The 18,908-nt window shown below is 48.3% G+C and carries 18 protein-coding genes and 2 pseudogenes; 14 read left to right on the plus strand and 6 right to left on the minus strand.

The features are described from left to right. Window positions 1-79: 79 nt before the first annotated feature. Entirely contained in the window at window positions 80-1,972 is a 1,893-nt protein-coding gene (locus ACFPPD_RS10220; RefSeq protein WP_209748800.1) for a beta-L-arabinofuranosidase domain-containing protein, read from the plus strand. Window positions 1,973-1,998: 26 nt separating this feature from the next. Here ACFPPD_RS10220 and ACFPPD_RS10225 read toward each other — a convergent pair whose 3' ends face one another. Both ACFPPD_RS10225 and ACFPPD_RS10230 read right to left on the minus strand, forming a co-directional pair. Beyond that, the gene (locus ACFPPD_RS10225; RefSeq protein WP_209748801.1) at window positions 1,999-2,823 is read right to left on the minus strand and encodes an AraC family transcriptional regulator; all 825 of its coding nucleotides are present in this window, start codon (window positions 2,821-2,823) and stop codon (window positions 1,999-2,001) included. A gap of 29 nt (window positions 2,824-2,852) precedes the next feature. Next, window positions 2,853-3,617: a phytanoyl-CoA dioxygenase family protein gene (locus tag ACFPPD_RS10230; protein ID WP_209748802.1), complete on the minus strand. Its 765-nt coding sequence runs from the start codon at window positions 3,615-3,617 to the stop codon at window positions 2,853-2,855. 191 nt (window positions 3,618-3,808) lie between these two features. Between ACFPPD_RS10230 and ACFPPD_RS10235 the strand changes: the two genes are divergently transcribed. The 3 genes and pseudogenes from ACFPPD_RS10235 to ACFPPD_RS10245 all read left to right on the plus strand — a co-directional run. After that, the gene (locus tag ACFPPD_RS10235) at window positions 3,809-4,834 is read left to right on the plus strand and encodes a helix-turn-helix transcriptional regulator (protein ID WP_209748803.1); all 1,026 of its coding nucleotides are present in this window, start codon (window positions 3,809-3,811) and stop codon (window positions 4,832-4,834) included. Between the two features lie 44 nt (window positions 4,835-4,878). Continuing rightward, window positions 4,879-5,196: pseudogene (locus ACFPPD_RS10240) on the plus strand (DinB family protein); the annotation flags it as partial. Between the two features lie 27 nt (window positions 5,197-5,223). After that, a pseudogene (locus ACFPPD_RS10245) lies at window positions 5,224-5,421 on the plus strand (EVE domain-containing protein); the annotation flags it as partial. Window positions 5,422-5,529: 108 nt separating this feature from the next. Here ACFPPD_RS10245 and ACFPPD_RS10250 read toward each other — a convergent pair. Continuing rightward, a complete protein-coding gene (locus ACFPPD_RS10250) occupies window positions 5,530-6,273 on the minus strand; it encodes a pirin family protein (RefSeq protein ID WP_209748805.1) in 744 nt (247 codons plus the stop codon). Between the two features lie 17 nt (window positions 6,274-6,290). Next, window positions 6,291-6,881: an isochorismatase family protein gene (locus ACFPPD_RS10255; RefSeq protein WP_209748806.1), complete on the minus strand. Its 591-nt coding sequence runs from the start codon at window positions 6,879-6,881 to the stop codon at window positions 6,291-6,293. Between the two features lie 180 nt (window positions 6,882-7,061). Here ACFPPD_RS10255 and ACFPPD_RS10260 point away from each other — a divergent pair, with 180 nt between their 5' ends. The 8 genes from ACFPPD_RS10260 (at window position 7,062) to ACFPPD_RS10295 (ending at window position 13,486) form a co-directional block, all read left to right on the plus strand. Beyond that, the gene (locus ACFPPD_RS10260) at window positions 7,062-7,406 is read left to right on the plus strand and encodes a winged helix-turn-helix transcriptional regulator (protein ID WP_209748807.1); all 345 of its coding nucleotides are present in this window, start codon (window positions 7,062-7,064) and stop codon (window positions 7,404-7,406) included. A gap of 233 nt (window positions 7,407-7,639) precedes the next feature. After that, window positions 7,640-8,218 carry a TetR/AcrR family transcriptional regulator gene (locus tag ACFPPD_RS10265; protein ID WP_209748808.1) on the plus strand — a complete coding sequence of 193 codons (579 nt, stop codon included), beginning with the start codon at window positions 7,640-7,642 and terminating at the stop codon, window positions 8,216-8,218. A 91-nt stretch (window positions 8,219-8,309) separates the two neighbouring features. Beyond that, window positions 8,310-9,095 (plus strand): SDR family NAD(P)-dependent oxidoreductase, encoded by a 786-nt coding sequence (locus ACFPPD_RS10270; protein WP_209748809.1) that lies wholly within the window; start codon window positions 8,310-8,312, stop codon window positions 9,093-9,095. Window positions 9,096-9,265: 170 nt separating this feature from the next. Beyond that, a complete protein-coding gene (locus ACFPPD_RS10275; RefSeq protein WP_209748810.1) occupies window positions 9,266-10,321 on the plus strand; it encodes an alkene reductase in 1,056 nt (351 codons plus the stop codon). Between the two features lie 24 nt (window positions 10,322-10,345). Then, entirely contained in the window at window positions 10,346-11,359 is a 1,014-nt protein-coding gene (locus ACFPPD_RS10280) for an NADP-dependent oxidoreductase (protein ID WP_209748811.1), read from the plus strand. Between the two features lie 10 nt (window positions 11,360-11,369). Then, window positions 11,370-12,380, plus strand: a complete 1,011-nt coding sequence (locus ACFPPD_RS10285; protein WP_209748867.1) for an NADP-dependent oxidoreductase — start codon at window positions 11,370-11,372, stop codon at window positions 12,378-12,380. A gap of 16 nt (window positions 12,381-12,396) precedes the next feature. Then, window positions 12,397-12,789 (plus strand): hypothetical protein, encoded by a 393-nt coding sequence (locus ACFPPD_RS10290; RefSeq protein WP_209748812.1) that lies wholly within the window; start codon window positions 12,397-12,399, stop codon window positions 12,787-12,789. Beyond that, complete coding sequence (locus tag ACFPPD_RS10295; RefSeq protein ID WP_209748813.1) at window positions 12,746-13,486, plus strand: SDR family oxidoreductase; 741 nt, start codon at window positions 12,746-12,748, stop codon at window positions 13,484-13,486. Before ACFPPD_RS10290 ends, ACFPPD_RS10295 begins: the two co-directional genes overlap by 44 nt. Before the next feature lie 104 nt (window positions 13,487-13,590). Here ACFPPD_RS10295 and ACFPPD_RS10300 read toward each other — a convergent pair whose 3' ends face one another. Then, window positions 13,591-14,370, minus strand: a complete 780-nt coding sequence (locus ACFPPD_RS10300) for a PhzF family phenazine biosynthesis protein (protein ID WP_378082111.1) — start codon at window positions 14,368-14,370, stop codon at window positions 13,591-13,593. 61 nt (window positions 14,371-14,431) lie between these two features. Beyond that, window positions 14,432-15,346, minus strand: coding sequence for an AraC family transcriptional regulator (locus ACFPPD_RS10305; protein ID WP_378082144.1), 915 nt, complete (start codon window positions 15,344-15,346; stop codon window positions 14,432-14,434). Window positions 15,347-15,418: 72 nt separating this feature from the next. On the opposite strand from ACFPPD_RS10305, the gene ACFPPD_RS10310 reads away from it, so the two are divergent. Together ACFPPD_RS10310 and ACFPPD_RS10315 are read left to right on the plus strand one after the other, a co-directional pair. After that, a complete protein-coding gene (locus ACFPPD_RS10310) occupies window positions 15,419-16,948 on the plus strand; it encodes a glycoside hydrolase family 31 protein (protein WP_209748815.1) in 1,530 nt (509 codons plus the stop codon). Window positions 16,949-17,214: 266 nt separating this feature from the next. After that, window positions 17,215-18,906, plus strand: coding sequence for an extracellular solute-binding protein (locus ACFPPD_RS10315; RefSeq protein WP_209748869.1), 1,692 nt, complete (start codon window positions 17,215-17,217; stop codon window positions 18,904-18,906). Window positions 18,907-18,908 lie beyond the last annotated feature (2 nt).

Below are 18,908 nucleotides of genomic sequence, written 5' to 3' on the forward strand. Positions count from 1 at the left end.
ATAAAATTATATGCATTCAAAGTCTATAACCATCCTCTTACTATAATGAGTATACATCAAAAAAGAGTGAGGGATAAGGATGGTTGTGCGTTTCCAAGAATATGCCTATGGTCAAACTCGACTCGCCGAGGGACCGCTCAATGACCGTTTTGAAATCAATAAAGAATACGTCATGAGCTTAACGAATCGAAATTTGCTGCGCAACTTCTACCTTGAAGCCGGGCTTTGGAGTTACAGCGGCAATGGAGGGACGACCAGCGCGACCACGACGTCAAAGGATGGCCCGGAACATTGGCATTGGGGATGGGAATCTCCGACATGCGAGCTTCGCGGCCATATGATGGGACACTGGTTGTCCGCCGCCGCTCGAATTTATTCGCAGACTGGCGATAACCTCGTCAAATCGAAGGCGGATGACATCGTTTCCGAGCTTGGGCGCTGCCAATTTGCGATTGGAAGCGGTTGGCTAGCCGCATTCCCGGAAACGTATATGCATCGGATTGCGAACGGCAAATGGGTCTGGGCGCCTCACTATACCATCCATAAGTTATTGATGGGTCTTTATGAAATGTTTGTTCTAGCCGGGAATGAGCAGGCGCTTGCGATTATGGTCGGGATGGCCGACTGGTTTCAACGGTGGACAAGCGAATTTACCCGTGAACAATTGGACGAACTGCTCGACCTTGAAACGGGCGGAATGCTGGAGACGTGGGCTGACTTATATGGCATAACGAAGAACGAGAAGCATCTGGCGTTGATGTTATGCTATGATCGGAGGCGCTTCTTCGATGCGTTGCTTGCGGGTCGGGACGTGCTTACAAACAAACATGCAAATACGCAAATTCCGGAAATATTAGGCGCGGCGAAGGCATGGGAGGTGACAGGGATTGCGCGCTATCGGGAAATCGTCGAAGCCTTCTGGAAATGTGCGGTTACTGAACGCGGCTATGTCGCGACGGGCGCCGGTGACGATGCGGAGCTGTGGATGCCTAACGGCAAGATGAACCGAATGGGCGTCGGGCAAGAGCACTGCGTGAACTATAATATGATGCGTCTTGCTCATACGCTGCTTCGTTGGACAGGGGATCCGTCCTACGCCGATTATTGGGAACGGAGATTTATCAATGGCGTTCTGGCGCATCAACATGGCGAAACCGGAATGATCGCTTATTTTCTAGGCATCGGTGCGAGGAGTTCCAAGAACTGGGGGTCATCTACGCAGCATTTTTGGTGCTGTCACGGCACGCTTGTGCAGGCGAATTCGGCGTACACTGAGCAGATCTTTATGCAAAATGAACAAGGCATTGCCTTGGTTCAGTGGCTGCCCGCGACATTGAGGGCGAATATCGGAACAAGCTCGATCGAGCTAACGATTCGGCAAGACGGACAGCATGGACTGTATCCGCTTAACTCATGGAATGTGGAAGGAATGAAGGCGATTACGGAAGTGCATGTTCCGTCCATTCCCGAGCATCGACCAGATCGATTCATCTATGAAATATCGGTAAAGGCTTCAAAGATAACAGAGGTCCCTATATTGTTACGTCTCCCTTGGTGGGTTAGAGAGAATCCTACGATCACGGTTAACGGAGTCCCGTTGAAAGGGGAATGGCGGGCGAGCTCATTTGCCGAGATCAATCGTACGTGGATGGACGGTGATTTAATTCGGGTGGAATTCCCGAAATCGTTAACGGTCGAAGCGCTTCCCGGCGAGTCGGATACTTTTGCTTTTATGGACGGCCCAGTCGTACTGGCCGGCTTGATCGAAGAAGAGAGGCGGCTTCTGGGGGATCCTAGTCGACCGGAAACGCTGTTAGCTCCGGATCGGGAACGCAATCACAGTTGGTGGAATACCGGTTACTATCGAACGAAAGGTCAAGTTCGAGGGTTTCGATTCATTCCTCTTTATGAAGTCAAAGACCAGAAATACGCCGTATACTTTCCGGTCGAGCGCCATGTGCCGATGTCTTAGGGGATTTTAGTCGTAAAAAACGACGATTAGAGGCGAAATTGCATGCGATAGCTCGTGGGGCTGCACCCGGTTTTTTCCTTGAACAATCTAGCGAAATAATTCGGATCCCGATAACCGAGTTGCCAAGCGATTTCCGCGATGAGCCGTTCGCTTTCCTTAAGGAGCGCTTGGGCTTGATCGATTTTGATGCGATGCGCGAGCTCAAGGGGCGATAATTCCAAATGCAGCCTGCAAAGCTTTCGGAGATGGGAAGGACTTATGGATATCGCCTCCGCCATTGCGGACGCGGATGGTATCCTTCCCGATTCGGCGATAAAACGCACGAGTTTAAGTATCCTGTAATCGGCCTCATCCCACGCGGTAGGACAACGATTCTCGAAATCGATTCTTTCTAGCAGCTCTGCGACGGCAAGTTGAAGTCCGGCTTGAAGCACGAGAGCGCGCGAGAAGCTGCGACTTAAGGATGCCTGGGTCATTCGGTTAATGATCGGTTCGAGATTGGCATCGAGGTTTTCGAAACGTTGCGGCAGGTTCAACATCCGGGACCACGGCTTGCCGGGGAACAGCGAGATCGATGCCGAGAAATTGATGCTGGTCAGCTCTAGAACTTCGGAAGTCGACCGATAGGAAAGCCGGCTCCCCGCGGGCAGCAAGAAAAGACAACCGGAACCTCCCGATTGCCGTTCCTTTCCGATTGCGACTTCGCAGGTCCCTTCGCGGATATACCATAAGACGTTGTTCGGGAGGCTACCCAGCGTTCCGTTCCATTCCGGCGATAAGCGATACTCTGTTAAATGAAGGAATTCAAGCTTAAGCGATTCGACGAACAACGGCATGGCGCGTGGGGGCATTCGGTCCTCCGTTTTTCGAGCATTTATGTTCATTTTACAGGAGGATTGCCGCGAATGGAATCGTTGAACCGGCAACGGTCTTCTCCCGAGACGAGGAACGTGCGGATTCGGTCCGTGTTGCCGGTCCAACTTTCCATCTTGAACCGGACCGCCGGCGTCGTATATCGGACGGAGAAGGCGACTCTTGGAATGTCCGAATGATTCGGTTCGGACCCGTGGAAGAGCGCTTCGTTGAAAAACGCGAGTTGGCCCGGGGACATTTCCAGATCGACGGCTTTCTCTTCCTCCACAAGATGCGCGGGCAAGCCTTCGTCGAACAAGCTTTGATCATCATTCGTGTCGACATGCTCGGCCAAGCTCCCGTGCGTGCCTGGAATGACTCTCAAGCAGCCGTTTTCGCGCACGGACCATCCCAGACTCATCCATGCGGTGGCGTTGATCGCCGGTTCCATCGGCCAGAAATGGATGTCCTGATGCCATGGGATGACTTTCTGGTTGCCGGGTTCCTTGTACCAGAAGTGCATGGCCCAAAGCACGAGATCATCGCCCAGGATTTGTTTCATCGGTTCGATGATCGCGGGATGCGTGGCGAGTTCAAAAGCCCAACGATGACGATGATGCCAAGCGGACAAATCCACCGAAGTCGCCTTCGGGCGAAACTTTTCCTGTCCGAGCGCATGAAAGAAAAGTCCAACGTAATTGTCGGCTTCTTCGGCAGTCAAGCCTGCGATCGGACCGCTGTATCCGAGCTGCCGATAGTCGTTCAAAGAGAACGGGTTTCCTCTTACGATCATTAGGAATTGGCCTCCTCGATTGAGATACGTTCATTGTACAGCGGTTCGACCTGGCGCCACAGGCCATAATCCGATTATGTGTAGCACGATTCGATCAACTTTTACAGGGAGAAATTTGGCATGGAAAACGCTTATCCGAAGTTAGTATGAATTTTATTCGACTTGCATGACGGACAGCAGGGGAACAGATAATGAACAAAACCGATCGGCAGCTCGCCATAATGCTTGAGCTACAACGGAGCAAGGTATTGAGAGCGGAAGATTTGGCGTCTCTATTTGAGACTAGCGTGCGGACAATATATCGAGACATACACGCTCTGAGCGAAATGGGTATTCCGATCTTTGGGGCTTCCGGGCAGGGTTATTCCCTAATGGAAGGATATTTTCTTCCACCGGTCGGGTTTTCTGCTGAAGAGGCCGTAACCTTGCTTATGGGTACTGACTTTATCGAGCAGCGGTTGGATGGTGATTACGGAAGTGTAGCCAAGGAGGCTCGACGCAAAATTGAAGCTATCCTGCCGGAACCAGTGCGCGGCGAGTCGACGCGCGTTCGGGAAACGATGCGGCTTCTTCAGGCCGGCGAGCCGGTAACCGGCTGGAGGGAAAAGGACTATCTCGGACAAGCACGGCGGGCGATTATGGAACGCCGCAAATTACGTATGACGTATCTGAAAAAAATGCCGGAAACGGACGGCAATCGGAAGAGAACGCGTGAGGTCGCTCCATACGGATTGGTGCTTGTTCAGGGAAATTGGATTTTGATTGCACGTTGCGACTTGCGGCAGGAAATTCGGCATTTCCGGTTGTCGCGGATGACGGGGCTTACCGTATTGGAGGATCGCTTTCTCATTCCACACGGGTTTAACTTTAACGACTACCGTCCGCCGAACGACCGTAACGAACGGGTGCTGGTTCGGGCTAATCCCGAAATTGCGGACAAAATCGCTGAGACTTGTCATTTTTATTTGGAATTGACTGAGGAGCGGAAGGACGGTCTTTTAGTCAACTTTCTTGTCCGTCAGCCGGAGGAGCTGCTTCCTTATATCCTCGGCTGGGGCGGGGATGTCGAGGTGCTGGAACCGGAGTCTTTCCGACATCGGATTCGGGAAGAGGCCGAAAAAAATTTTAAAACGCTACTGACACGCTGTTGTCAGCAGCGTTTTTTTATATTGGGATTATATCCAAGAATGAATAATGAGGAGTTGTTTGATTCATAAGAAGTGAGGCGATAGTAGGACGTGCAACGGTAGACGCTATGGAGGAAAAAACGGAGAGGGGCAAGGAAGCCTTCGAACTAGGAAGTTTTCCGCCCGTTCGGATTCGGGTCCCTGCTTCACCGCAATACACCCCGAAACAGCCGGAGAGCAAGGAGCAGCTGACGGAAGGTTTTCGTGGTGTAGTGGAGCGGATGAAACGTAATGAATCCGCTTTGAGTAAAGTGCCCGAAAGCAAAAAGATTCTTCATCCCGGATTCGGCGCACTAAACGCCAATGAGTGGTTTTTGCTTATAGAAATGCATTACAGACACCATCTATTGCAGCTGGAACGTTTGAAAAATTTTTTAGGAAATAACGCATAAATGACTACGAAAGAAGGGGTCGAGGCGATGCAGAGCGCTATTGGCCAGCAAAGCCGCTGTTGGATTGGCGTTGTGTCTGCTTCTCATGTGAAACGGGCGGTACAGGGTGGATTCGCTCAGCTCTGCCATGGCAAGGCAGCTCCCTTGCGCCGTATGAGTCGTCATGATTGGCTGATCTACTACTCTCCACGAACGGACATGTCAAAGGGAGAGTCGCTCCAAGCTGAACATCCTAATGTCAATCAATAACCTAATGAGTAACGATAGTTCAATAAAACAGCGGCAGTCTAGGACTTTTTTTCTCGTCCATGGCTGACGCTGTTTCTTGATGGATTATCGTTTTCTTCCGCTGAATGGTCCTGCCAGCGTCATCGGAGCATCTAGCTTAACCTGGAACAGAACAAGAGAAGAATCTTTAAGAATATGAATCGTAGACATTTCAGAGGGAGAGTAAGTAACTGCATCTCCCTTATTCAGTACAACATCATTTATTGAAATGCTTCCATTCATCACGTAAAGCCAAGGTGCCATGCCCTCTATACTGGGAGCCTGCAACTGGGTGTCCGCTTTGGCATGAGCGTCATAAACCGCTACTTGTTGTCGAATTTCAAGCGGGGCCTCCGTTTCTTTCGGCCCTGCAAGCAATGTCCATTCTCCGTTAGTAGGAATGACAGAACGTTCATAGAATTGAACCTTCGGAGGAAGATCTGCCTTTTCCGGCCGAATGAAGATTTGCAGCATATCAACGGTACTATTCGGAGTGGATTCCTCATGGGATATACTTTTGCCAGCGTTCATCATCATTAAATGGTTTGGAGATACTTCAATCCGATGTCCTGTAGAATCTTCGTGAAGCATCGTTCCTTTCCACATATAACTAAAAATCTCATCATTGTTATGCTCATGCATTCTAACGAGCGCTCCTGCTCCCAGCGTTCCGCGATCTATCCTGCTCAGAGGACCAAAAGCATAATCTTCAAGCGAAGGATCTCCCCATATTAATCCTGGGCGCATCAAGCGAATTTGAAAAATTCCTTGATCGATATGATGGGCATGTTCAGCTTTAAATATGTGCATTGGATCTCCCCCTCGTCTTATAGCTTCGAAAGTATATCCACAAACATGATTTGAATAAGTTTTGCGCCATCTTCCGTTGTCCAATCTTTAGCTAATTCAGCAATCAACTGATTCGTGCTGGTCAAGGTTACGCCATTTGCTTCCATGCGGCGCAATGCTATTTCATCTGCGAATTTGGTTGGAGATCCGCCGGCATCCGCAACAACTTGAACATTATAACCATCTTTCACTGCGCTTAATGCTGGAAATACCGTACAAACGTCATTCGTTACTCCTGCAATAATTAAATTTTTACGACCAAGCTTCTTAACGGCATTCGCAAAATTAGGATCATCCATCGCATTAACTACACCAACACGCTGTATGCGCGACTCATATTCCTCCGGCAAGATGGTTTTCAATTCTTCCAGCAGCGGCCCTTGAGCTTGGCTTTCCAAACTGCTTGTAAGCAATACCGGCATGCCGATTGCTTTCGCCGATTTGGCTAGAACAAGTGCATTTTGCTTCATCTCTTCAAAAGAAATCGAACGTACCCAACCCATAGTTCCGATTTGGTGATCAATAAGAATCATAGCGGTATTTTCAGCTGTAAGTGTATTTGTTGTCATTGTCTTCATTCTCCTCTGAGTGTTGATGTTTGCCTGCAATTACTTGGTGTGGGAACAACGTCTTGTTCCAGATATATAAGCCGGCTATGTGTGTTATTATGAACCCATACATACATTATGTGAAGTAAGCACATAATAGTGGTATAGTATTAAAAAAGGTACTATTGGAGGCGGCTTAATATGGATGATCAATTCGAAGCATGTCGCGTGATCCCTGTACTTGAGATTATAACGGGCAAATGGAAACCCATTATTTTGCGTCACCTGATTAAGGGAGACATCAAGCGTTTTAGTGAGTTGAGAAGCTTGATCCCCGAAATCACTCAGCGGATGCTTACCTTGCATTTGAGGGAGTTGGAAGAGCAGCACATCATTCAAAGGGTTGTTTATCCGCAAGTTCCGCCCAAGGTTGAATATTCCATTACCGAGCATGGTCGAACTCTTGAGCCCGTGTTGGAAGTCATGAATGAATGGGGGAACAAGCACTTATTATTCATGCAGGGGATAGAGAGAGTGAGCGAGTAACCCGAAGAATTTACATTAACGGAGCAAATGGTCGAAGCTCTTGGTGTAAAGCCTATCGAAATCTATCTGGCAGAGATTTAATGTATGTACTTGCTGCGGATTTGTCGGTGACAGGGTAACCATCAGCGGATCAGCAGTTTTATATTCCATTGCAGATCTACAAATTAAGGAATAAGCTCTTTTCTTTACTGATCGTTCCCAATATGTTATATTGTTGACGGGAGGGAATCGGAATGGCCAGAAGCAAGGAGTTTGAAGAGTCCGCGGTATTGGATAAAGCGATGAGGCTTTTTTGGGAACAGGGTTACGAGAAGACATCCATGACCGATCTGGTCGAGCATATGGGAATCCATCGCAGAAGCTTGTATGACACATTTGGCGACAAACATACGCTATTTCGGAAAGCTTTGGATCGTTATGGCAATAAAGTCAGCGCCCCGCTGGCGGGAGGAGTTAAACGCTCCAAGACTGCAGCGGAAGCTCTTCAGTTTCTTTTTGACTTGACGATTCGTGGAGAAGGGGACTCGCCTTCCGGCTGCTTAATAGTGAATTCGGCTGTGGAATTGGCAGCGCGCGATGCCGATGTAGACACAAAGTCCACTGAAGCGTTCACAACCGCAGAGCAGCTACTCAAGGATATTATTCTTTGGGGGCAGCGGGACGGTGAATTTACTTCTGATTATGATGCTGGGGAACTGGCGGAATATCTGCATAATGTATGGGTTGGGTTAAGGAGTATGGCAAGAACCTCGATTCCTAGAGAGAAACTTCACCGTATAGCCAACATATCAATGAAGCTTTTAGAAAAATGATTAGATTATTATTTTTTCACATTACTAGAATGATCGTTCTCAAATTTATGTGGGTAATTATGAGTCCTAAAAATAGAGGTGAGCTTGAAGGATGAGAAAAACTGTACTTATCACGGGAGTATCGGGCGGGATTGGTAAAGAGTTGGCGGATCGTTTTGCCAAGGATGGATTTAATTTAGTACTGGTGGCGCGTAGTGAGGGGAAGCTTTTGGAGCTTGCGAAGGAATATCGGAAGAAACATGGCACCCAAGCGACGGTCATCGCCAAGGATGTCGCGTCACACGGCGTACCGGAGGAGATTTTCACGGAACTCAAGGAGAAGGGGATCGTCGTTGACTATCTTGTCAATAATGCCGGCTTCGGTTTGTACGGGACATTTTTGGAGACGAACTTGGAGCAAGAGACGAATATGATTGACGTCAATATAAAGGCTCTAACGATTATGACGAAGCTGTTCTTGCCAGATATGGTCAAAAGGGGCCAAGGGGGCGTGATGAATGTAGCTTCATTGGTGGCTTTTTTTCCGGGCCCTATGATGTCGGTTTACTACGCGACGAAGGCGTATGTGCTGTCGTTCACCGAGGCTCTTGAAAACGAGTTGAGCGGCACGGGTGTGACTGTGACGGCGTTATGTCCGGGATTGACGTCAACCGGCTTCGTTGATCGTTCGGGTATGGGTGATTCGAAACTATTCCAGAGTGGCGCTATCATGGAGGCAGGTCAGGTAGCTGAGGAAGGGTATCGAGGCTTCTTACGTGGCAAGACAATTATTATGCCAGGGGCTCGAAACCGATTGATGGCGTTCCTTCCGCGATTGATGCCGCGCAAGATGGTGACCCGTATGGTCAGATCCACACAGGACAGAGCGAGACACTGACCTGATTTTCTATAACATCCAAAGGAATGCTAAATCTTCTGCTGACGACTTATTGGTCGCCAAAATAGAACGATCATTCTTGAATTATCAAAATCAAATCTATCCCGTAATTTCAGAATTCTAAATCCAATTGTACGTCCGTGCAACTCATTTGATTAGGAGGAATAAAAGTGGAGAAATTATGGAGCAAAACGAGAATTGGAATAATGGAATTGCCCCATCGGTTAGCGATGGCGCCAATGACACGTAGTCGAGCGCAAGAAGATGGTACAACGGGAGAGCTAACTTCGCTTTATTATGCTCAACGTGCATCCATGGGACTTCTTATTACGGAAGGTGCACAACCTTCAGACGATGGTCAAGGTTACTTATGGACACCTGGGATCTATACTGAAAAGCATATTGAAGGGTGGAAAAAGGTTACTGATGCAGTGCATGAAGCAGGTGGATTTATGTATATCCAATTGATGCATGCCGGTCGTATGTCACACCCCGACAATACACCGCATCATCGTCAAGCCGTTGCACCATCCGCAATTGCACCCGGTGTAGAAATGTTTACTGCTACAGGCATGCAGGACATACCTGTTCCACGCGAGTTAAGTAAAGAGGATATTCAAACGACAATTGCAGATTTCCGTAAAGCAGCGGCGTCAGCTATTGCAGCAGGAGCTGATGGTGTTGAAATTCATGGCGCCAATGGTTATCTGATCAATCAATTTATCGGAGAAAATTCGAACACACGGACGGATGAATACGGAGGATCTGTAGAAAATCGTGCTCGTTTCGCGATTGAAGTAACGAAGGCCATCGTCGAAGAAATTGGAGCAGAGAGAACGGGCTTCCGCATTTCGCCAGGGACACCTCTTGGTGGGATTCAAGATGGTGAACAAGGTCCTGATCTTTACCGTTACCTGACGCAAGAATTAGCTAAATTGAATTTATCTTACCTTCATATTATGCACCTCGGAAACGAAGAACTGCTTCAAGACATTCGATTTTTATGGACGAATCCGTTGTTAGTCAATCGGGCTGGACGGGCACTGGAAAATCTTAGCGTTGATATCGATAGTGGTCTTGCTGATCTAGCACCCGTTGGTGCATGGTCATTGGCTAATCCAGATTTAGTGCAACGGCTTAAAGAAGGGGCTCCATTAAATGAAGCAGATCCTGCAACATTCTTTGGTGGCGGAAGCAAGGGTTATACGGATTATCCTACAAGGTAACTCAACGGAAGGATACTGATTAAAATGAAAAAACTCATGAAGGCAGCTCAGATCACCAAGTACTCAAAAAAAATCCATGCCCAAGTCAATGACATTCCAATTCCTGAAATCGATGACAACGAAGTTTTGGTAAAGGTCAAAGCTGCAGCGGTCAATCCACTTGAAATGCTGGTTATCACAGGTAGCGTCAAACTGGTTCAAGATTATGAATTTCCGTTAACGCTTGGTAATGAATTGGCAGGCGTTATCGAAAAAGTCGGAAAAAGTGTGACAGACTTTCACGTAGGCGATGATATCTATACACGTCTCCCACTGAAAAAAATTGGTGCTTTTGCGGAATATGCCGCAATTGACGCTGCCGCAATTGCTCCCATGCCAAAAAACTTATCCTACGTGGAAGCCGCTGCTGCAGCATTGACTGGACTTACAGCATATCAAGGCTTACATGAAGAACTTGAGGCACAGCCCGGAAAATCTGTTTTCATTCCAGGTGGATCGGGTAGCTTTGGTCAAATGGCTGTCCCAATCGCAAAGGCAATGGGTCTAAATGTCATTGTTAGTGGCAACTCACAAGCATGCGAACGCACTTTGGAAATTGGTGCAGACCAATATTTGGATTACACAAAGGAAAACTATGTTGACTTGTTGTCGAATGTCGATTATGTGATTGATACCCTGGGGGCCAAAGAATTTGACAATGAATTAAAAATCATTAAACCGGGCGGAAGATTGCTCTCTCTCAAAACAGGACCAAATAAACGTTTCGCAGAAGACAATAACTTTCCATGGTGGAAACAAAAGCTATTTTCTGTTGTTGGCGCAAAGTACGACAACAAAGCCAAGAAACACGACGTGGAATACCGCTTTATCTTCGTTCGTTCTGACGGTACACAACTAAAAGAGATTACCAAAATCATTGAAAAAAACAACATTGTTCCGCTGATTCATCCAACACTATTTACTATAGGCAACGTAAATGAAGCGCTAGAACTAGTCGCAAAGGGACGTCCAAAAGGGAAGGTGATTATTAATTTGTGAGGAGAACATGATGAAAGCAGTCCAAATATACGGCTACTCGAAAAAGCTAGAAGCTCACATCAACGATGTACCTATTCCTAGAATAAACAAGCATCAAGTGTTGATCAAAACATATGTGACGGGCGTTGACCCACATCTTATATTAGCGATTAAAGGAAAGGTGCGCATTTTTGACCGCTATAAATTTCCGTTAACACTTGGGATTGAACTTTCAGGTGTCATTGAATCGGTTGGCGAAGCAGCGACAGACTTTAAAAAGGGCGACAGAGTATATGCACTAATGCCACTAGATACTATGGGTGCCTTTGCAGAATATGTTGTTGCTGATGCAAATATCGTTGCGAAAATGCCCAAACATCTTTCTTTTGAAGAAGGCGCTGCCATTCCATTATCGGCTCTGACAGTTGTTCAGGCATTCGATGTACTGAAAGTAAAACCTGGCGCAAAGCTGTTCATTCCTGGTGGAACAGGCGGATTTGGGCAAATTGCCATTCCGTATGCGAGATCAAAGAAGCTTTTTGTAGCTGTCAGTGGTAGTGAATCATCTCGGCGTTTTGCGCTATCCATTGGTGCTGATCAATTCATCGACTATCAAAAGCAAGATTATGTTGAGGTGTTGAAAGATTTCGATTACGTGATTGATACCCGTGGTGTAAGTGAGTTCAGGAAAGAATTACGTATATTAAAACCTGGTGGAAAATTATTGTCATTGAATGCTGTGCCAAATGCACGTTTTGCAATTCAGCATGGCGGATTTTCAACGATACAGAGAATTCTTTTTGGTGCGATCGGAATGCCGTTTGATATAGCGGCACATCTTCAACGGAAAACGTATGATTTCTTATATGTTCAACCTAATGGCAAACAACTAAAAAACATCACCCAGTGGATTAATGAAGCAGGTATCAAACCAACCATTGATTCGACATTTGCTTTTCCGCAAGTGAGCGAAGCGATTGCCAAAATCGCACAAGGGACAGCTCAAGGAAAGATTCTTATGACTATACAAGAGGGAGAATAAAGGAGTGTTGATTAGCGTGAAATTTTACGATTCTCCTCAAGCAACGGTTTCATGGAATGAGACTGTTAAGGCAGTTGTTATCGAATGGAAAGGTTTTGCCCTGGGGGAACAATATCGAACACCATTAAATAAGTTGTTGGAATTAGCGGTGCAAAAGCAGAGCAACAAAGTGCTGTACGATACCCGCAAGCTGTCCGCCATTTCGCCAGATGACCAGAATTGGGTCGCCCAGGATTGGTATGCAAGATCACTGGAAGCCGGGCTCAAATATTCGGCGGCTGTCATACCTATTAAAGTAATAGCTAAATCCAGTTTAAATCGAATGGTATCAGGGCTGGAAGTATCTAATCCCTCAGAGGAATTCGATGACATTGATGAAGCCATTCAATGGCTATCTGCAAAAAAATAACGGGCTAGCAGAAGCTCTTCACAAACTTGGAAACAAAGTGATTATCTCTGGTCGGCGTAAAGAGCGTCTGGAGGAGACGCTCAAAGCGAATCCCGGCATGTCCGCAGTGGAACTGAATGTACAGGATCCCGCAAGCATTAAGGCGGTCGCCAAGCAGTTAATCGAAGAATACCCGGATTTAAATGTCTTGTTTAACAACGCCGGCATCTCGATGTTCGATAACCCGGCGGGCGTGATTGACGAAGATGTTTTGGTTTCGACTGTCACGACGAACTTGCTCGGGCCGATCCGTATGTCGTCTGCGTTAATGGAGCATTTGAAATCCAAAGAAGAAGCGGTTATCATCAACACGACTTCGGTACTTGGATTCGTGCCGCTGGGGACGGCCGCTGTGTATTCTGCGACGAAAGCAGCGCTCCATTCCTATACGTTGTCCCAACGGTACATGCTTAAAGATACATCGGTGAAAGTCCTGGAAATTGCGCCGCCATTGGTTCAAACGGAAATGACCAATAACGATCCGCGAGCGATGTCTCTTGCATCATTCATTGAAGAAACGATGAAGGTACTTGGGACGGATACGGACGAGGTTCTGGTGGAAGAAGCGAAAATGCTTCGAAATAGCCCGGGCCCGAACGAAGGCGTTATTGTGACTCAGTTAAACGATATGCTATCTGAACCGCCAAAGGGTCATTAATCTTGGTTTTGGAGATCGTCCGGATATAAGTAGAAACAGCGATAGCCGAGGAGTTAAGTTTACTCCTAGGCTATCGCTGTTTTCGTACGATAATCTCTTTTCAGTTAATCAATTAGCAATTCAGCAATAGAGTAAAGGACAGCTGTTCCGCTGATCTTCACACGGTCTCCTTCCAGACGGCAGTGAAGCGTTCCTCCACGCTTGGAAAGTTGACTTGCCAACAGCTCTTCTTTACCCAAACGTCCTGCCCAGAACGGAATAAAGTTGCAATGCGCAGAACCGCATACCGGATCTTCATTAACATTTAATTTTGGGAAGAAGCTTCTGGAAACAAAATCAGATGTAGTCCCTTTAGCAGTTACCAGTGCCCCAAGTCCATCGGGTAAGTTCTTCAACTTCGAGTAGTCTGGTGTCAGATTTCGTACCTGATCTTCGCTATCCAATACAAACATGAGATCTCTGCTCAGATACGTCTCGATTGGAGTCACGCCTAGTGCTTCAACCATGTCGAGAGTTAATGTGAATGGCTCAGGCATACGGCTCGGGAAGTCCATCTCGTACAATTCTCCCTTTTTAATAACAGTTAATTCTCCACCCAGGGTATGGAAAATAAACTGTTCAACGGCAGGCTCATAGTAGTTGGCGATTACATAAGCGGTAGCGAGAGTAGCATGACCGCAAAGTTCGATCTCTTCTGCAGGCGTAAACCACCTTAGGCGGTAATGATCTCCTTCTTTTACAGCGAAAGCTGTTTCGGAGAGGTTATTTTCTGTTGCAATTTTTTGCATGGTATCTTCTGAAATCCATTCCTTCACGATACAGACGCCAGCGGGATTTCCTTCGAATAATTTCTCGGCGAACGCGTCTACAACATAATATTTCATTAGCATACTCCTCCTTGTTCTATACAAACTATCATCCAAGTGTTATATCATTAACCGATTATTACTCATAATAAATGGCATGATAAGGGAATTCCAGCCTCTTCATTCGATAATCCTTCGGTGTCATGGACATATACGCACGAAATACTTTACCGAAATAGCTTGTACTTTCGAAGCCGCACCGCCCCCCGACCTCATGGATAGGCAAATCCGTGGTTCTGAGCATAGCAATAGCTACCTCCATTCGTCGATCTCTCAGGTATGAAAGCGGCGAGGTTTGCTCGGACTTCTGGAACAACCTGCATAAGTGATGCTTGTTGATCCCGCAATGCTCGGAAAGCGTGTCCAGTGTCAAAGGCAAAGCATAGTGTTCTTTCATGAAACTCTTTGCCTTTTGAATCACCGTACTTGAATTGGCACTGATATCCTTGCTTAGTTCTCTGCTCGTTTGGACCAAAGTAAGCATCCACTCATATACTTGGACGGACAAGAGGTATTTGTCTGTAACCTTCTCTTCGGCAATCATTCGCAGGAGCTTCCAGAAGCTATGAATCAAGGGAGAGGCTGCATCTCTGCGAATGATAGGCCCTTCTTGCTCTACCACGAGATCCCAGATGCGGTTCGCTTCTTCCCCGCGTATATTCAGCCAAATGACCTCCCATGGTTCTTGGTGATCCATGTAATAGTATCGGTGCCTGCTTGGAACTTTGACAAGAAATCCCGTGCCTTTAGGTAAGGGAATACACTGTTGTTCATAATCAATATAGCCTTGACCGCTAAGCGTATATTGAAAAATAACATGTCCGCAGTCCGGGCGTTCATCACCTGCGAAGCTATACTCAGGACTATGAATCTTTTGCCAACCGATGGAGTCAATTGTCAAGATCGATTTATCTTCATTACGAAACGCATAAGAAATAGGTTCGATAATCAGATCACCCCATGCAACGAAAGTCAATTTTGTTATATTGTACATCACGACTTTAAGATTGTCTTCATCAACGCCTAACTATAAGATCATTGTAGTTAGAGGAGGTTTGGAGGCAACATGTATAAAGAAACCATTAGAATCAAGCTGACGGAAAATGAATATTGGTGGGGCGGGGCCGTCCATGATGGAACGCAAATGCCTTTTGGCAGCCGAAAGGTTCAGCGCGATCTGTTCGGGGACCTTGCCTATAATCAAGCATGCCCGCTGCTTCTCTCGAATAAGGGAAGATACGTCTGGTCGGAGGAACCGTACCGTTTTTCATTTGAAGACGGAGAGTTGATCATTGAAGGTATACCGGGAGCGATCAAGGTTGAAGAAGTCGGCAGTCATTTGCGCGATGCGTTTCGCCATGCGTCAAAAACGTATTTCCCGCCTGCAGGCACATTACCGGATCTCCGGTTTTTTACCGTCCCCCAGTACAACACCTGGATGGAAATGAGCTACCGTCCGACGCAGGAAAAGGTACTCGCTTATGCCGAAGTGATCGTCGCGCACGGGCTGCCGCCGGGTATTCTGATGATTGACGACAATTGGCACGAAGACTATGGGACGCTTGCGTTTCACCATGGCCGGTTTCCTGACCCAAAAGCCATGATCGATCGGCTGCATGAGCTTGGATTCCGCGTGATGCTGTGGGTCTGCCCGTTTATCAGCCCTGACGGAGAAGTATTTCGTTTCTTGCGAAAACAAGGGTACCTTCTGAGGAGCGCGGATGGGAAGCCGGTCGTTCGCGAATGGTGGAACGGGTTCAGCGGTATTCTGGACGGTACGAATCCCGAGGCGGTGAGCTGGTTTATCAGGCAATTGGATCGGCTTATCGAAACCTATGGGGTCGATGGATTTAAACTGGATGCGGGGGACCCTCAGTATTACAAACCGGATGACATTAGCGCACGGCCGGCGACGCCGAACGATCAGTCCGAAGCTTGGGCACGTCTAGGCCTTCAATTTGCCTTCAACGAATACCGAGCCTGTTGGAAGCTCGCGGGCCAGCCGCTTGTGCAGCGATTGAGCGACAAAAACCATAGTTGGGGTTCAGACGGGCTTGCCAGTTTGATTCCGAATGGACTTGCGCAAGGGTTAATCGGATATGCATTCAACTGCCCCGATATGGTCGGAGGCGGTCAGTATGAGGATTTAATTCGGCCTGAATTCCAAGTGGACGGCGAGCTCTTTGTTCGTTACGCGCAATGCTCGGCACTGTTTCCGATGATGCAATTTTCCACCGCGCCTTGGAGAGTACTCGATGAACCGCATTTAACGTGGTGTATTGAAGCAGCCAAACTCCACTGCCGCATGGGACCCGAGATTGCGGAGCTGGCTCGGCATGCTACTAAGACAGGCGAGCCGATCATGCGACACATGGCTTATGTATTCCCGGAAGGGGGCTATGAGAGGGTAAATGATCAATTCTTTCTTGGCAACGATATCTTAGTAGCTCCGGTTTTGCAAAAAGGCGCGGTAGTACGAAAGGTCTTATTCCCGCATGGAACGTGGTATGGCGACGATGGCAGTCAGGTTATGGGTCCTTGCGAAGTTGAGGTTCAGGCTCCGCTTTCCAGGCTGCCATGGTTCCGCCGAATATAACTAAGCGTCGACCCAGCCGGCGCTTTCCGCTGTTCATGTAGATAATTGTCGTTCAGATCGTAGACATTTGTCCGAAAGGGCTTCGAAAGTTCGCGCCGTCAAGCCGGTGCGACCATGCATTTGTCTCCCTAAATCCGAAACCGCTTTCTGCACAGGAAGGCGGCTTTATTATGATAGCTTAAATAGGCAAGTTCCAAAATAAACGTGGAAAGAAGGGGTTTGGGTTGAAACGGAAAAAGATTCCGCTCGTTCTGCTGGCTGCCTCCATGGTTGCTCTGAGCGCATGCGGCAATAACGACAAAACGGAGAACGCTTCTCCGGCAAGCAGTCCGGCAGAGACCGGCAGCACCGCGACTGCACCCGCAAGCAGTACTTCGGCGGCGAACGATCCATTCGGCAAATACGACCAGACGCTCACCATCAACATCGGGAAATCCGTAGACCCGTCGGACAAGAGTTTGCCCGCCGGCGACACGCCGGAGAATAACGAGTTTACCCGTTACGTCAAGGACAATTTGAACATTGAGACCAAGATCGCCTGGATGGCCGCTAACGGCAAAGATTACGACCAGAAAGTGAATCTTTCCATCGCCAGCAACTCGCTTCCCGACGCCATGACCGTAGGCGATACCCAATTGCGGCAAATGGTCAAAGCGGGCATGCTGGAGGATTTGACGCAGACATACAACGAATACGCATCGCCGCAGATGAAGAAGCTCATGGATAAGACGGAAGGCCTGGCGCTGCAATCGGCCACGTTCGACGGTAAGCTGTACGCCATCCCGAACATCAACCCCCAGTCGGACGGGGTCCACACGATGTGGATCCGCAAAGATTGGCTGGATAAGCTTGGCCTGGAAGTGCCCAAGACGCTGGACGATCTGGAGAAGGTGGCGCAAGCGTTCGTGGAGCAAGACCCGGACGGCAACAACAAGAAGGACACGATCGGCATCTCCGCCCCGCAAAGCGGCGGCAGGCTGTACGCGGATTTCCTGGGCTCGACTAACAACACATTCGGATTCGACCCGATTTTCAGCTCGCTCCATGCTTATCCGGGATACTGGATCAAGGATGCCGGCGGACAGCCGGTATACGGCTCCATTCAGCCGGAGACGAAGACGGCGCTGGCCGAGCTGCGGGATCTGTACGCCAAAGGGCTGATCGATCCGGAGATGGGCGTCCGCAAGGATGCGACGGAACCGGTCGTCGCCGGCAAATCCGGCATTCTCTTCGGTCCCTGGTGGCTGGGCTATTGGCCGCTGCCGGACGCGCTGAAGAACGATCCGAAGGCGAATTGGCAGTCGTACGCGGTGCCGCTTGACGCGAACGGACAATTCAATGCCCACATGGCCGCTACCACCTCCAACTGGCTCGTCGTCCGCAAGGGTTATGAGCACCCGGAAGCGACGGTGAAGATGCTGAACCTGCTCCTTCGCGACGAAGGGCCTAAGTTCAGCGCATCGACGGTGAATATAGCCAACTATCCGTTGCGTATCGTTCAAGCCGCGGTGGATGATACCGAGTTCACGGCGCAGGCGCTCCGCGAGGTGCTGGCGGGAACGAAGCTGCCTGCTGATTACGACAATATGACCGAATACAAGCTTCTGAAGAACGACCTGGCGAACATCAAGAAGGTGAAGCTGGAGCCGTACGACAAGCTGGATATCGACGCATGGAATCCATCGGCCGATCTGGGCAACTGGAGCCGCCTGTACTCGCTGATGGTCGGGATTCCCTATTACAAAGGGGATTACAATAAGGTTTACAGCCTTGCCTACTCGCAGACGAAGACAATGGAGAGCCGCTGGGCGAACCTGAAGAAGCTCGAGGACGAGACGTTCCTGAAGATCATTATGGGATCGGCGCCGCTGGACGATTTCGACAAGTTCGTGACCGATTGGAAGAAGCAGGGCGGAGATCAAATAACGCAGGAAGTAGCGGAAACCGCTCAGAAATAAGC

This window comes from Cohnella suwonensis (genome assembly GCF_042655365.1).
Lineage (GTDB): Bacteria > Bacillota > Bacilli > Paenibacillales > Paenibacillaceae > Cohnella > Cohnella suwonensis.